The sequence below is a fragment of the Synechococcus sp. HK05 genome (assembly GCF_019104765.1).
In the GTDB taxonomy this organism is placed as follows: Bacteria; Cyanobacteriota; Cyanobacteriia; order PCC-6307; family Cyanobiaceae; genus Vulcanococcus.
Genome location: NZ_JAHRXJ010000014.1, coordinates 1 through 13,807, shown reverse-complemented (window position 1 = coordinate 13,807; position 13,807 = coordinate 1). Strand labels below are relative to the sequence as shown.

The window sequence follows — 13,807 nt, the reverse complement described above, 5'->3', positions numbered from 1 at the left end:
GCGGGTTGTGCCGGCCGTGCTGGATAGGATCATGGCGCGCCGGCCAACGAGCCATGCCTTTGGCCTTCAGCGCCAGCCAAGCCTTGCAGTTGTCGGTCCCGCACCAGGCCGACCTGCTGCCCGACTACCTCAATGACGAGGAGCGGGTGATCGGTGCCCTGCTGGATCCCGAGCAGCTGGAGAACCTCGGCAACGGCCACTACCGCTACACCGTGACCCGGCTGCAGGTGTTCCAACTGCAGATCCAACCGGTGGTGGAGCTGGTGGCCCGCCGCAGCGCCAAGCGCATCGAGCTAGAAGCCATCGATTGCCAGCTGGAGGGGCTTGGCATCGTCGACGACTTCCAGCTGACGCTGGAATCGTGGCTGGAGGTCAGCGGAGAGGGACTCAACGGCGAGGCCTGCCTCGCGGTGAGCGTGAGCCAGCCCAGCCTGTTGCGTCTGATCCCGGTGAAAGTGCTCGAAGCCACCGGCCGCTCCCTGCTGGCGGGGATCCTGCTCGGGATGAAAACCAGAGTGCAGCAGCAGCTGCTGGATGATTTCAACGCTTGGTGCCTGGCCCCTGCCGGCCGCTAAGCAGCCAGCACCTTGCCCAGAAACGAACGGCGGTGCAGGGGTGTGGGTCCGGCCTCCAGCACGGCAGCACGGTGCAATGCGGTGCCATACCCTGCATGCCGCTCCAGGCCATAAGTCGGATAGCGCGCCGCCAGTCGGGTGATCAAGGCATCGCGAGCTTGCTTGGCGAGCACGCTGGCGGCAGCGATCTCCAGGTGCTCGCTATCGCCGCGCACCACGGTCTGCTGAGGGCCCGCCCAGAGCCTTAAGGGCAACACCCCATCCACCAGCACCAGCGCCGGCGGCGGTGCGCAGAGGCGCTGCAGGGCCCGCAGCATGGCCCGCTCGGTGGCCGCGCGAATGCCCACCTGATCAACCTCACGGGCCGAGGCCTGCCCCAGAGCCCAGCTCTCGGCCTGCTGCTGAATGAGCGGCACCAACTGCGCGCGGCGGCGGGCAGTGAGCTTCTTGCTATCGGTGAGGCCCGCTGAGGCCAGCACGGATCGCGCCGAATCCGGGAGGATCACAGCTCCGGCAAACACTGGGCCAAACCAGCAGCCGCGGCCGACCTCATCCACACCGGCGATCCGCTGGGGCAGGGGATCGCTGCGGTGGTTCATTCGGCCGCAGAGGAGCGGCGGCGGCGGCGGCGGGGTTCTGAGGCGTCGTCGTTGGGTTCAGCTGGCGCCGCATCGCTGGTCGCAGCAGCCTCCTCCACAGGCAACACGGCAACGGCCGCCGCATCAGTTGCAGTGGCCTCGCTGCGGCGCCGACTGCGCACGCGCCGACCATTAACGGCCTCCGGCTCTGCCGCGGCTGCCACGAGCTCGAGGCCGCTGTCCGGCAGCACAGCAACGCTGGGATAGCTGGGGAAGGTGTCCACGGGTAGCGGAGTGATTTCCACCGTGACAGGCAAGCTCTCCATGGGGACTGCAGTGGGGGCTGCAGCGGATCCAGTCCCCTGACCGTTGGCGCCACCGCGACCACGGCGGCGGCGGCGGGGACCTGCAGCGGCCAACTGCTGACGGGCTTCCTCAAGCACCGCCTCCGCGTCTTCACCCGGGCGCACCACCCGCACCACCAGGTTGTCGGCCGCGGGAACGGGATCCAGCAACAGGGCGGGATTGAGGCCCAACCAGCCATACACGAGCTCCTGCTCGGGATCCATCGGCACAGCCACCAGCTCAGGCTCCGGGCGCCGAGACGACGGCTCAGCCGCAGCGGTGGCGGCGTCGTTGGAGACACCCGCCGGGACGGAGTCGTCGTAGCTGCTGAGCTCTGGAGCATCGCTACCGCCGCGGCCACCGCGGCCACCACGGCGGCGGCGGCCACTGCCGGATTCACCGCCGGCGGGGCTGGACACCTCAGCGCGGGCCGAGGCCGCAGAGCGCACCAATCCCGGTGCAGCAGCCAGGGGCTGAAGGCTGTCTTTTCCAGGCAGCACGGCCACATGGCCCAAACCACCGCAGCTGGGGCAGGCCCGGCCGAAGAGCTCGTAAATATTCTGGCCCTGGCGCTTGCGGGTGAGCTCCACCAGACCCAGCTCGCTGATCTGGGCGATCTGGGGACGCGCTGAATCCGGCCGCAGGGCGGCGGTGAAGTGCTCCAGCACCTGCAGCTGGTCGCGCCGCGACTCCATGTCGATGAAGTCGATGATCACCACACCGCCGATATTGCGCAGCTTCAGCTGGCGGGCGATCTCCGTGGCGGCCTCGTAATTGGTCCAGAGCACGGTTTCCCGAGCATTGGCCGACCGGGTGAAGGACCCCGAGTTCACGTCGATCACCGTGAGAGCCTCGGTGGGCTCGATGATCACGTAGCCGCCGGAGGGGAGATCCACCCGCGGCTTGAGGGCATCGCGGATGGCGGCGTTCACCTTGAAGGCCTCAAGGATCTCGCCGGAGTCGAGATGTTGCTCAACCTGCACCTGGCTTTGATCGGCACCCAGGAACGCATTCACGCGGCTCACACCATCGGCGCTGTCGAGCACGATCCGCGCCACGTCGGGGCTGTAGTGATCGCGCAGGATGCGGTGGATGAAGTCTTCGTCGCGGTTGAGCAACACCGGCGGCGTTGCACTCTCCGCCGCGGTCTGAATCGCTTCCCACTGACGCAGCAGCGCCTCGAGGTCGTCGATGAGCAGCTCTTCGCTCACCCCTTCGGCCTCGGTGCGGATCAGCAGGCCGGCACCGGGCGGCTTGATCAGCACACCCAAAGCCCGCAGACGATTGCGTTCGCTTTCGGCATTGATCCGCCGCGAGATATTCACGCCCTGGCCATGGGGCTGAAGGATCAAGAAGCGGCCCGGCAGGGTGAGGTTGCCCGTGAGGCGTGGGCCCTTGGTGCCGGTGGGCTCCTTCATCACCTGCACCAGCACCTTCTGGCGCGGCTCCAGCAGTTCGGTGATGCCGAGGGTGCCTTTCTTGAGGCGCAGCGGCCCCAGATCGGTCACGTGGATGAAGCCGTTCTTCTCGCCCTCGCCGATGTTCACAAACGCGGCGTCGATCCCCGGCAGCACGTTTTCCACCGTGCCGAGATACACATCGCCAATCTGGTAGCGGCCCTGGGCCACCACCAGTTCATCCACCCGGTCATCGGTGAGCACTGCGGCAATACGCAGCTGCTCGGCGATGACGATCTGCTGAGGCATGGAAGGTCAGGAGAAGACCTGCATGAAGCAGGCCAGAATCAGAAGCAGGGAGGGGCGCTCAGCGCCCGAGCAACCCTCCAGAAACTCGGACCTGCATCGCCGATGCAGGGGAAGAAACACGGAGTGGTGCTTGAAAAATTCAGTGAGAACGCCGGTTCATCAACGGCGGCAGGCCTGCGGCCTTCGTGGGTAGGGGCCGAAGCCCGTTGCTTGCGAGATCCAGATCTGAATGGAACCCGTCTGCCGGCGCCGCATTGGGCAGCTTTCAGGAAGAGAGGTTCGTGAAAACTGATGCGGAACCCGAGGACCGAGCAGAGCGGTGTAGCTGCGCTTGGTTCAGGTTGAACCGGTAAGCACACGCTAGCACGAGTGTTTTCAGGGGGTTTCAGCTCTGCCGAAGCTGCAGGGATTCGCGGCGCAAGCTCACCATCTCCAGCTCGGCGTCGAGCTGTTGGGCAAACCAGTGCTGCAGCTGCTCGGGCCGCAAACTTCGGCCCGCCGGATCCACCACCGCGCCATAGCGCAGCACGACGCCATCCGCCGCCGCCGCGCGCACCTCCAGGCTCTGGAGGAAGGGGCGACAGTCGCGCTGCCGCGGTCGACCTTTTTTATCGGTGTCGTGCCAGATCCAGCTCTCGCTGGCGAGCAACGCCGCCGCCGCCGCCTGCCAGGCCTCCACCGCGGGGCGATCGGCTACAGGGCGCAACTCCAGCTGCCAGTGGGCACCCACCAGCTCCTGCGACAGGCTCGCGCCAGACACAGCCACCGGCTCCACCTGCAGCAGGGCAAATCCTTCGGGGAGCTGGAGCTGGAGCTGATGCAGCGCCTCGGCGGGATCAAGCCCGCGGGTGAATTCAATGTCCATCCATTCACCCTCGGCCTCTGCCCCCAGGGGCAGAGCCAGGGCGAACTGCACCCGCGGCAGGGGATGGAAGCCGCCTGTGAAGCTCACTGGCAAACCGCTGCGGCGCAGGGCCCGCTCCATCAGTCGCACCAGATCCAGATGGCTGAGCAGCGCCAGGGAGCCAGTTTTGCTGAAGCGGAAGCGCAACCGCTCCACCCGCTCACTGGCCGGCGCCCGCTGGGGCCGCTGCTCCGGGATCGGCGGCGGCGGCACCACCACGTTGTGACCCAGCTCGGGGCCGCAGACCCCACAGCTGCTGCAGCCATCAAAGGAGCAATCCGGCACCACAGCGGCGGCCAGGGCCTGGCGTAGGTCGTTCGCTAGCCAGGTTTTCTCCACACCGGAATCGATGTGATCCCAGGGCAGGGGCTGGCCGCAAAAGGCGGCGAGATCGTCGGGGTCCATGCCTTCGGCCGCACTCCACTCCCCCATCTCCAGGTCGCGGTAGCGCCCCCCGAGCCCCGCCGCCTCGATCGCGGAGGTCCAAGCCTCATAGGTGCGATCCGCCGCTTCAAACCAAGCATCGAGGCCCGCGCCTGCGCGCCAAGCCGCTTCGATCACCGGAGCGAGGCGGCGATCGCCGCGGCCCACGAAGTCTTCCATCGCCGAGAGGCGGATATCGGTGTAATTGGTTTTGATGCCGCGCATCCGCCGCAGCTCATCGCGCAGCAGCTGCTGGCGGCGCTGGAATTCCGCCGTGCTCACGCTGTGCCACTGAAACGGCGTATGCGGTTTGGGCGTGAAATTGCTGATCGTGAGGTTCAGCTCCAGCCGCCCCAGATCACGGCACTGCTGCTGGAGGGAGCGGCAGGTGTCGGCAATGCCGATCACATCGGCATCGGTTTCCCCCGGCAGGCCGATCATGAAATACAGCTTCACCTTGCGGTAACCGCTCTCCATGGCGGTGCGGATGCCCCGCAGCAGCTCGGCATCGGTGAGGCCCTTGTTCACGATGTCGCGCAGGCGCTGGGTGCCGGCCTCCGGCGCGAAGGTGAGGCCCGCCTTGCGGGTGCCGCCAAGGATGTGGGCGATGTTCTCGTCGAAGCGATCCACCCGCTGGCTGGGCAGGGTGAGGCTCACGTTCTTATCGGCCAAGCGGTTGCGCAGCTCCACGCCCACCGCAGGTAGGGCGAGGTAGTCAGAGCAGCTGAGGGAGAGCAGCGAGAAATCGGAATAGCCGGTGCGCTCCATGCCGGTTTCGATCGCCTCGATCACCGCTTCGGGTTCCACATCGCGGGCGGGGCGGGTGAGCATGCCCGGCTGGCAGAAGCGGCAACCGCGGGTGCAGCCGCGGCGGATCTCCACCGTGAGCCGGTCATGCACTGTTTCGATATGGGGCACCAGCCCCATGGCGTAGTGGGGCATCGGCGTGGCGGTGCGCCGCAGCACCCGGGCTGGCACCCCGGGTCGGAGCGGCACCTGGGTGACGCCATCAGGGCCGGGGCCGTAGAGCGAGGGCACATACACCCCGGGCACCTGAGCCAGATCGATCAGCAGCTCGCGGCGGCTCAGCCCAGCCGCCTTGGCTTCAGCCACCACAAGCCCGATCTCGGGCAGCACCTCTTCGCCATCCCCCAGCACCACGAAATCGAAAAAGGCCGCAAAGGGCTCGGGGTTGCTGGTGGCGGTGGGGCCCCCAGCAAAGATCAACGGTGGCGCCGCCGGATCCGCCAGAGGCAGATTGCCGCGATCGGCCGCGCGGATCGGGATCTGCGCCAGCTCCAGCATCGAAAGGATGTTGGTGGCACCGAGCTCGTAGCTGAGGGAGAAGCCGAGGATGTCGAAGGCGGGCAGGGGCCGGCGGCTCTCCACCGCAAAGAGCGCCTCACCGCGCTCGCGCAGCCGCTCGGCCAGATCTGGCCCGGGCAGATAGCTGCGGTCGCACAGCTGGCCCGGAACGCTGTTGAGGATCGAATAGAGAATGATGTGGCCGGTGTTGCTCGAGCCCACCTCGTAGATCTCGGGGTAGGTGAGCGCCCAGCGCACGCCGGCGGCCGGCCAGGCCTGATCCCAGTCGCGGGCCTGCACCCCCAGCTCATTGCCGAGGTAGCGGCCGGGCTTGGCGATGCTGCGGTCCACCAGGGCCGCGAAATCCACAGGCGCATCTGCTGAAGCACCGGCCGGCTGAGCTGGAGCAACGGTCACGGCGGCTGGCACAGCACTGGCTCGATCGTATGCAGAAGGCATCCCCAGCCGGCCACCCCCGCGTAGGACAATCGCGCCCAGTACCCAGGGGCCCGCGCGGCCCGCATGCGACGACATGGCCCAGGTCAACGGCAATTACCTCAAGCTCAAGGCGGGTTATCTGTTCCCCGAGATCGCCCGGCGGGTGAAGGCCTTCAGTGAGGCCAACCCCAGTGCGCCGATCATCCGCCTGGGCATCGGCGATGTGACAGAACCGCTGCCCGAGGCCTGCCGCACCGCCATGAAGGCCGCCATCGATGAGATGGGCACCCGCGAAGGCTTCCACGGCTACGGCCCGGAGCAGGGCTACCTGTGGCTGCGCGAAGCGATCGCCCAACACGATTTCCAGGCCCGCGGCTGCCAGATTTCCGCCGAGGAGATCTTCGTCTCCGACGGCTCCAAGTGCGACAGCGCCAACATCCTCGACATCCTGGGCGAGGGCAACCGCATCGCCGTCACCGACCCGGTGTATCCGGTGTATGTGGACAGCAACGTGATGGCGGGCCGCACCGGCGATGCCGATGACGCCGGCCAATACGGCGGCCTCACCTACCTGCCGATCAGCGCCGAGAACGGCTTCACCGCGCAGATCCCGAGCGAAAAGGTGGATCTGATCTACCTCTGCTTCCCCAACAACCCCACCGGCGCGGTGGCCACCAAGGAGCAGCTCAAGGCCTGGGTGGATTACGCCCGCGCCAACGGCTCGCTGATCCTGTTTGATGCCGCCTACGAGGCCTTCATCCAGGACCCCTCCCTGCCCCACTCGATCTATGAGATCGAAGGCGCCCGCGACTGCGCGATCGAATTCCGCTCCTTCTCCAAGAACGCCGGCTTCACCGGCACCCGCTGCGCCCTCACCGTGGTGCCCCGCGGCCTGATGGGCACCGCCGCCAATGGCGAGCAGGTGGAGCTCTGGGCCCTGTGGAACCGCCGCCAGTGCACCAAGTTCAACGGCGTGAGCTACATCGTGCAGCGCGGCGCTGAAGCGGTGTATTCCGCTGAAGGCCAGGCCCAGGTGAAGGCGCTGATCAGCTTCTACATGGAGAACGCCGCGATCATCCGCCGCGAACTGAGTGCTGCCGGCCTGCAGGTGTACGGAGGAGAACAGGCTCCATACGTGTGGATCAAAACACCTGAGGGCGTGGATTCCTGGGGCTTCTTTGATCGACTGCTCAACCAGGCCAACGTGGTGGGCACCCCCGGCAGCGGCTTCGGCGCCGCCGGCGAGGGCTACTTCCGTCTCTCGGCCTTCAACAGCCGCGAGAACGTGCTGGAAGCCATGCGCCGCATCCAGACAGCGCTGGCTCCCGCAGCCGCTGCGGCCTGAGCTGCTGCCTAAAGTCCGCTGTCGTGATGCCGGAGTTGGACAGGATGCCTCGATCCACCCCCTGCACAGCCGCTTTCACCGCCACCCAAACGCCCGGCCGTGAAAGCGGCGGCGCAGCCGTGATGGAGAAAGCGCCGGAGCGGGTACGCAAGCCCTCACCCCGCTACAAAGTGCTGCTCCACAACGACCCGGTGAACACCATGGAATACGTGGTGGGCACCCTGAGGCAGGTGGTGCCCTCGCTCAGCGAGCAGGACGCCATCGCCGTGATGCTGGAAGCCCACAACACCGGGGTGGGCCTGGTGATCGTGTGCGATATCGAGCCCGCTGAGTTCTATTGCGAAACGCTCAAGGCCAAAGGCCTGAGCAGCACGATCGAACCCGAGGAGTGAGCACCAGCGCACCAGAGCGCCCGAGGCTGCATTGGTGGGGCACCGTGCTCTACCCGGCTGGTTTGGTGGCTCTGTTCCTGGGGCTGCAGATGCTGCTGGGGCTGCTCGGTGTTCCTGCCGCGCAGCGGGCCACCCTTGCCGCCCTGCCCAGCGTGGCCGCCTTGCTCGCCAGCCTGCCCTGGCGGCTCCAGCGCGCCTGGGGCGTGGCGGATGCCTGGCGCTGCCTGGGCGTGAGCGGCAGCCCATCGGCTCTGCTGAAGGCCCTGCTGCGGGGGGTGATCAAGGCGGTGCTGCTGCTGGCGCTGGTGCTGGTCTGCCTGCAGCTCACTGGAGATCTCAGCTGGCAGCCCCGGCTCACGGCCGGCTTGCTGCTGAATGGCTTAGCCCTCGGTTTGGGCGTGGGATTCGCCGAGGAAGTGCTGTTCCGCGGTTGGCTGCTGGGAGAACTGCAACTGCTGCTCGGAGCGCAACGGGCCCTTTGGCTGCAGGCGGCTTGCTTCAGCTTGGTGCACACCCGCTTCAACCTGCCGCCCCTGCTCCTGCTCGGGCTGCTGCTTGGGCTCCTGCTGCTGGGCCTCGCCCTCGGGCTCCAGCGCCGCGCCGACCATGGCCTGATCTGGGGGGCGATTGGTCTGCACGGCGGACTGGTCGCCGGCTGGTTTGTGTTGGTGCAGGGAGTGGTGCTGATTGATGCCGACGCGCCGGTCTGGCTCACCGGGCCTGACAACCCGATCGGCGGGATCGAAGGGCTCGTAGGGCTTGCGCTTTTGCTGGTTGTGCGCAGACCTTGGTGGAATACAGCCAGCAGCACCAGCGCACCATGACGGCATCCACCGCGCAACCGCCGGCAACCTCAAGCCATCCCGATGCCCGGGTGTGGGTGGTGGACGACGATCGCGATCTCCTCTCGCTGTTGGAGGAACGCTTCAACAGCTGCGGCTGGCAGGCCCGGAGCTTTGAAAACAGCGACGGCCTCGATGAGGCCTTGCGCGATGAGATGCCGCATGTGCTGGTGCTGGATCGGCTGCTGCCTGGCCAGAGCGGCACCCACCTCCTGGAGCGTTTGCGCGGGCAGGGCCATCGCTTCCCGGTGCTGATGCTCTCCGCGCTGGGAGCCGCCGATGAACGCATCGAGGGCCTGGAAACCGGTGCCGACGACTACATGGCCAAACCCTTCCTGTGGCGTGAGCTGCAGCTGCGGCTGGAGCGCCTGCTCGACTACCGCCGTGAGCTCACACCGCAACGGCCTCCCGAGCAGATCTTCCGGATCAACACCCTGCTGTTTGATCCCGCACGACTGGAACTGCAGGGCCCCACGGGTGTGGTGAACAGCCTCAGCCGCGGTGATGCCTCGCTGCTCAGCTTCTTCTGCCTCTCACCCGGCATTGCCTTTGAACGCGAACAGCTCTGCCAGGCCACCGGCAGCTTGGTGGATGCCACCAACAGCCGCAGCATCGATGTGCGCATCTCCAAGCTGCGCAAATTGCTCAACAGCTGCAAGCGCGGCAGCGGCCGCATGATCGAAGCGGTGCGCGGCCGGGGCTATCGCCTCAACGCCGAGGTGCAGATCGAGCCCCAGGCCTGAACGGATGAGGGCGGGAGCCAACCGATTTCGAGGCTTCACCGGCGGCGACAGCCTGCGCTTGCTCCTGTGTGTGGCCAGTGCCTGGGCAGGCAGCTTTGCCCTGCTCAGCCTGGGGATGCCCAAGCTCCTGCAAACCACCACCACCCAGGCGATCAGTTTGAGCCTGGCTCGCCAGGCCAACCAATTACACGGCCACCCCGCCGGAAGCGGACAACAACGCCCTCTGCGCATCTGGGCAGCCGTACAACCCCCACCGGAGAGCCTTCCGGCCCAAGGACAAGAGGCCGAAGCTCTGCGCAGCAGTCTTAGGGATGCCGGCCTGGCCGGTCCTTTGCGCAGGGATCCCCCCAGCCAACGCAGCTGGCTCGGGGGCTACTGGTTGGCGGTACAGCGCTCCACGGCAGCAAACCCGCAGCTGTGGGTGTACGCCAGCCCCGGCACGGCGCTGCCCTGGCTCTGGCCGGCGATCCGGATCGGAAGTCTGATGCTGGGGGGCAGCAGCGGAATGGCGCTGTTTCTGCAATGGCAGCTGCAACGGCCGATCCAACAACTGCTCAGACAACTCCCGGCCATCCCCTCCGGCGAACTGGAGCTGGTGCCCGAAGGGGGTATGGGCGCGATGCGCGAGCTGAGCATTCGGATCAACCGCGTGCTCGAGCAGCTCAACCAACAACACGAATCACGCCGCCGCTTTCTGCAGGGCCTCGCCCATGACCTGGGCAGCCCACTGACCCGGCTGTCGATGCGGGTGGAACGGCTGGAGGACCAAGCGAGCGAACCCACCGCCTGGAACGACGCCCTGCCGCAGCTGCGGGTGGAGATCGATCGGCTGATCAGCCTCACCCATTTGCTGCAAGAGGCCGCCGGCGAGCAAACAGAACCGTTCCGGCCGCGGTTGAGCGCCCTCGATGAACTGTGTGAACGGGTGGCAGCCAGCTATCCCCAGCAGCCGATCGACCTCGCCGTGCCCAGACTGCTGGTGCGCCTGGATCAGGCCCTGATCGAGCGAGCCCTGCAAAACCTGATCGACAACGCGATTCGCTACGGCGCCCCTCCGATCCGCCTGGCTGCGCAACAGCAGCGCAACAGCGTGGTGCTGCTGGTGGAAGACGGCGGTCGCGGCTTGAGCAGCGCCAATCTGCTCGGCATGCCGCGCATCGCCCCCGCCGATGACCGGCAGCAACGCAACCGGTCGGGCGTGGGGCTCACCATCGTGGAGCGCTGCTGCCAGTTGCATGGTGGGCGCCTTGCCCTGAATCGCTCCTCCCTGGGGGGATTACAGGCCGAACTGCACCTGCCCCAAAGCTGATCAGCGCGTGGCGGTCGCCAAGGCACGCCGCCCCTCCACCGGGGCATGCAACGCCTCCTCCAGAGGAGCCAAGCCGTAGTCGCGCTCGAGCAGATCCATCACCGTGCGGCCGAAATCAGCGGGGTTGCGCTCGAACGCCTCCAGGCAAATGCGGCCGAAGGTGCTGCCCATCGGCTCGGGGTTCCAGAGCAGCTGGCGAGCCGTCCAGGGGAGCATGCTCATCGGGTTGTAGCCGGGCTTGATCAGGCCCTGGTCGAAGCCGTACTGCTCCAGGTGCGTGTGGGGCTGCAGGCCGATGAAGAAGATCGCCGGCTCCACCTTGTCGGCACCGAAGATGCGCTCGAGCTCGCGGTGGTACGCCACGGTTTGGCGAATCGTCTCCGGACGCTCGTCGATCACGTTGAACGAGTAGTTGACCGACACGTGCTCCCGGAAACCGGCGCGGGCCAGCAGCCGGCAGTTTTCCAGAACGGTGCGGAGGTTGTAGCCCATGCGCATCTTGCGCACGAGCTCCTGGGAACCGGAGGTAATGCCGATCTCGAAGTAGTCCATGCCGGTGGCCACCATCAGCTCCGCCAGCTCGGCATCGAGGTTGTCGGCGCGGATGTAGGCGGCCCAGCGGATGTCGCTCCAACCCTCAGCCTGAATCGCCCGCAGCAAGTCCTTGGCGTCGTCGATGTAGCGCCGCGCCGGGATGAACTGGGCATCGGTGAACCAGAAACCCCGCACGCCCTTGGCGTAGAGCTGGCGCATCTCGGCGATCACCTCCTCCACGGGGTTCACGCGCACCGCCTTGCCTTCCACCACCGTGTACACGCAGTAGCAGCAGTTGTGGGGGCAGCCGCGCTTGGTCTGCACGCCCACGTAGAAGTCGCCCCCATCGAGGTACCAGTCGAGCTGGGGCCAGATCGAAGCGATGTAGCTGTAATCGCAGGCTGTTTTCTCCATGCCCGCCGGCTGCTCGTGGATCAGGCCGGGCTTGGGCTCCTCGCCGGCGATGAAGCAGCGCTCACCCTCCAGCGACTCGCCCCGAATCAGCTTGTCCAGCAGCGGCTCCCCTTCTCCCACCGACACCACCGTGCCGCGGGGCAATTGGCGACCCAACTGCTCGTAAAAGACGCTCACCGCACCACCACCGAGCACCGCGCGGGCCTTGGGCTGGAAGCGGCGGGCAATCCGCAGGCCGCGGCGCACCAGGCGCAGATTGCGCCACAGCTCGCCATAAAACGACCCCATCAAGCGCAAGCCACCCAGGGCGCCGCGCAGGCGCTTCAGCGGATTGCGGGCATAGAACACCTCAAAGGAGTTCTGCAGCGGATTGCCGCCGCGCCCATCCACCGGCGCATAAATCTGAATATCGCGCCAGGAGAACACCAGCAGCGAGGGCTGAAACCGTTCGATTTGCTCGCGCAGCACAGCTTCAACATCCAGTAGCGGCACCGCCGCCAGATCAAGGAGCCGCTGCTCAACCTGGGGAAACTGCTTATGGATGTGATCAGCCAAGTAGACCGGGCCGATCGGAAAAATGGGATTACAGGGCAGGCGCACCAACAGCACCCGCTGGTCCTCCGGGGAGGCGTGTTGCACTGGCAGTGAGGTGTGGGGCGCGGGGGCCTAGGCCGCATTGGACGCTAACAAGCGCGCCCGCTGCTCCACGTGCCGCCTCAGGGCAGCCGGCAGCAGAGGCCACCAGTGGCGGTGCACACAGGTGCGGGGCTCCAGACGCCAACCCAGGGGAGCCAGCAGCTGGCGCAACGCCTCAGGGGTGGGCTGCGGATAGGCCGGATTGATCACATCCACGCAATCGATGCCGCCCAAATCGTTGATGCCGGCCTCGAGCACCACAGGCAACTGCGCTAGGGGCCAAAGGTTGGGGGGCGTTTGCAGATGCACCTCAGCGGGCAGAAGCTCGCGCGCCATGGCGATCACATCGAGAAGATCCCGCTGCTCGAGGGAGCTCAGGGGCCGGGCGGCCTCGCCATCGGGCCGCCAAGGCTGAAGGATCACCTCTTGGATGTGGCCCCATCGGCGCTGCACCGCCGCCAGCAGCTCGAGGGCGCGCGCACGATCCGCCATGGTTTCGCCAACGCCGAGCAACAGGCCTGTGGTGAATGGCACACCCAGCCGGCCGGCCTGCTCCAACTGCCCCAGCCGCATCGCCAGAGTTTTGCTGGGGGCACGGCGGTGCAGGGCGTCGTAGGCGGGGCCGACCCCTTCCAGCATCAGCCCCATCGAGGGATTGAGACGCGCCAAGGCAGCCATCTCATGACGCGAGAGGGGCCCGGCATTGGTGTGCGGCAAACGCCCGTGGGCGAGGGCCAAACGACTGAGCTGCAGCAGGCGGGCAAACCAAGACCCGCGCGTGGGGGAGTCGGGGGCCACCTCACCGCTCAGGAGCAACACCTCCGCCGCCCCCGGGCGGGCCATCAGGCGGGCCTCGGCCTCCGGCACCCCCAGAGGGGCGGCCTGATCGAGCGGAATCCTGAAGCTGCAGTAGTCGCACGCGTTGAAGCAGCCGTGGCTGGGCACCAGGGTGACGCTGGGACTCCACGTCACCAGATCGCTTGCCATCACTGGAGTCAGAAGCACAGCTGATCCTTGAGATAAGCACCGCTGCTGGCGCAGCCAACCCACCTGGCCCTTAAGAGCGCGTCACACGGCGCAAACATCCGTTACATTGATGCGTGGCAGGGCGGGTTTCCGGCCTGTCCTTCCTTCCCGCTCATCAACGAGTCCAATTGGGCTTGGCTGCTGAGCACTCCGTATCCCGTACTCATGACCACCACCATCCAGCAGCGCCAAGGCGCTTCTGCGTGGAACCAGTTCTGCGAGTGGGTCACCAGCACCGACAATCGCCTCTATGTGGGTTGGTTCGGCGTTCTGATGATTCCCTGCCTGCTGG

Annotated in this window: 11 protein-coding genes and 1 pseudogene; 7 read left to right on the top strand and 5 right to left on the bottom strand. The window is 66.7% G+C overall.

The window, feature by feature from the left end; genetic code table 11:
* Positions 1–53: 53 nt before the first annotated feature.
* Positions 54–575: a DUF1997 domain-containing protein gene (locus KUL97_RS13430; protein WP_217797503.1), complete on the top strand. Its 522-nt coding sequence runs from the start codon at positions 54–56 to the stop codon at positions 573–575.
* On the opposite strand, the gene KUL97_RS13425 is transcribed toward KUL97_RS13430, so the two are convergent.
* The 3 genes from KUL97_RS13425 to KUL97_RS13415 all read right to left on the bottom strand — a co-directional run bounded on the left by KUL97_RS13425 (position 572) and on the right by KUL97_RS13415 (position 6,253).
* A complete protein-coding gene (locus KUL97_RS13425) occupies positions 572–1,174 on the bottom strand; it encodes a ribonuclease HII (protein WP_217797502.1) in 603 nt (200 codons plus the stop codon). The genes KUL97_RS13430 and KUL97_RS13425 overlap by 4 nt on opposite strands.
* Positions 1,171–3,204 carry an Rne/Rng family ribonuclease gene (locus KUL97_RS13420; RefSeq protein WP_217797501.1) on the bottom strand — a complete coding sequence of 678 codons (2,034 nt, stop codon included), beginning with the start codon at positions 3,202–3,204 and terminating at the stop codon, positions 1,171–1,173. The genes KUL97_RS13425 and KUL97_RS13420 overlap by 4 nt, the downstream gene beginning before the upstream one ends.
* A 385-nt stretch (positions 3,205–3,589) precedes the next feature.
* The gene (locus tag KUL97_RS13415) at positions 3,590–6,253 is read right to left on the bottom strand and encodes a TIGR03960 family B12-binding radical SAM protein (protein ID WP_217797500.1); all 2,664 of its coding nucleotides are present in this window, start codon (positions 6,251–6,253) and stop codon (positions 3,590–3,592) included.
* A 115-nt stretch (positions 6,254–6,368) separates the two neighbouring features.
* Between KUL97_RS13415 and KUL97_RS13410 the strand changes: the two genes are divergently transcribed.
* Genes KUL97_RS13410 through KUL97_RS13390 form a run of 5 tightly spaced genes read left to right on the top strand, consistent with a single transcriptional unit; the run spans position 6,369 to position 10,905 of the window.
* Entirely contained in the window at positions 6,369–7,619 is a 1,251-nt protein-coding gene (locus tag KUL97_RS13410; RefSeq protein WP_217797499.1) for an LL-diaminopimelate aminotransferase, read from the top strand.
* 44 nt (positions 7,620–7,663) lie between these two features.
* Entirely contained in the window at positions 7,664–8,011 is a 348-nt protein-coding gene (clpS, locus tag KUL97_RS13405) for an ATP-dependent Clp protease adapter ClpS (RefSeq protein ID WP_254896561.1), read from the top strand.
* Complete coding sequence (locus KUL97_RS13400; RefSeq protein ID WP_368656174.1) at positions 8,008–8,835, top strand: CPBP family glutamic-type intramembrane protease; 828 nt, start codon at positions 8,008–8,010, stop codon at positions 8,833–8,835. Before clpS ends, KUL97_RS13400 begins: the two co-directional genes overlap by 4 nt.
* Positions 8,832–9,596 carry a response regulator transcription factor gene (locus KUL97_RS13395; RefSeq protein WP_217797497.1) on the top strand — a complete coding sequence of 255 codons (765 nt, stop codon included), beginning with the start codon at positions 8,832–8,834 and terminating at the stop codon, positions 9,594–9,596. Before KUL97_RS13400 ends, KUL97_RS13395 begins: the two co-directional genes overlap by 4 nt.
* A 4-nt stretch (positions 9,597–9,600) precedes the next feature.
* Positions 9,601–10,905, top strand: a complete 1,305-nt coding sequence (locus KUL97_RS13390; protein WP_217797496.1) for a sensor histidine kinase KdpD — start codon at positions 9,601–9,603, stop codon at positions 10,903–10,905.
* On the opposite strand, the gene KUL97_RS13385 is transcribed toward KUL97_RS13390, so the two are convergent.
* Both KUL97_RS13385 and cofG read right to left on the bottom strand, forming a co-directional pair.
* Positions 10,906–12,492, bottom strand: coding sequence for a photosystem II high light acclimation radical SAM protein (locus KUL97_RS13385; RefSeq protein ID WP_217797495.1), 1,587 nt, complete (start codon positions 12,490–12,492; stop codon positions 10,906–10,908).
* A gap of 27 nt (positions 12,493–12,519) precedes the next feature.
* A complete protein-coding gene (gene cofG / locus KUL97_RS13380) occupies positions 12,520–13,476 on the bottom strand; it encodes a 7,8-didemethyl-8-hydroxy-5-deazariboflavin synthase subunit CofG (protein ID WP_254896560.1) in 957 nt (318 codons plus the stop codon).
* Positions 13,477–13,680: 204 nt separating this feature from the next.
* Here cofG and KUL97_RS13375 point away from each other — a divergent pair.
* A pseudogene (locus tag KUL97_RS13375) lies at positions 13,681–13,807 on the top strand (photosystem II q(b) protein); the annotation flags it as partial.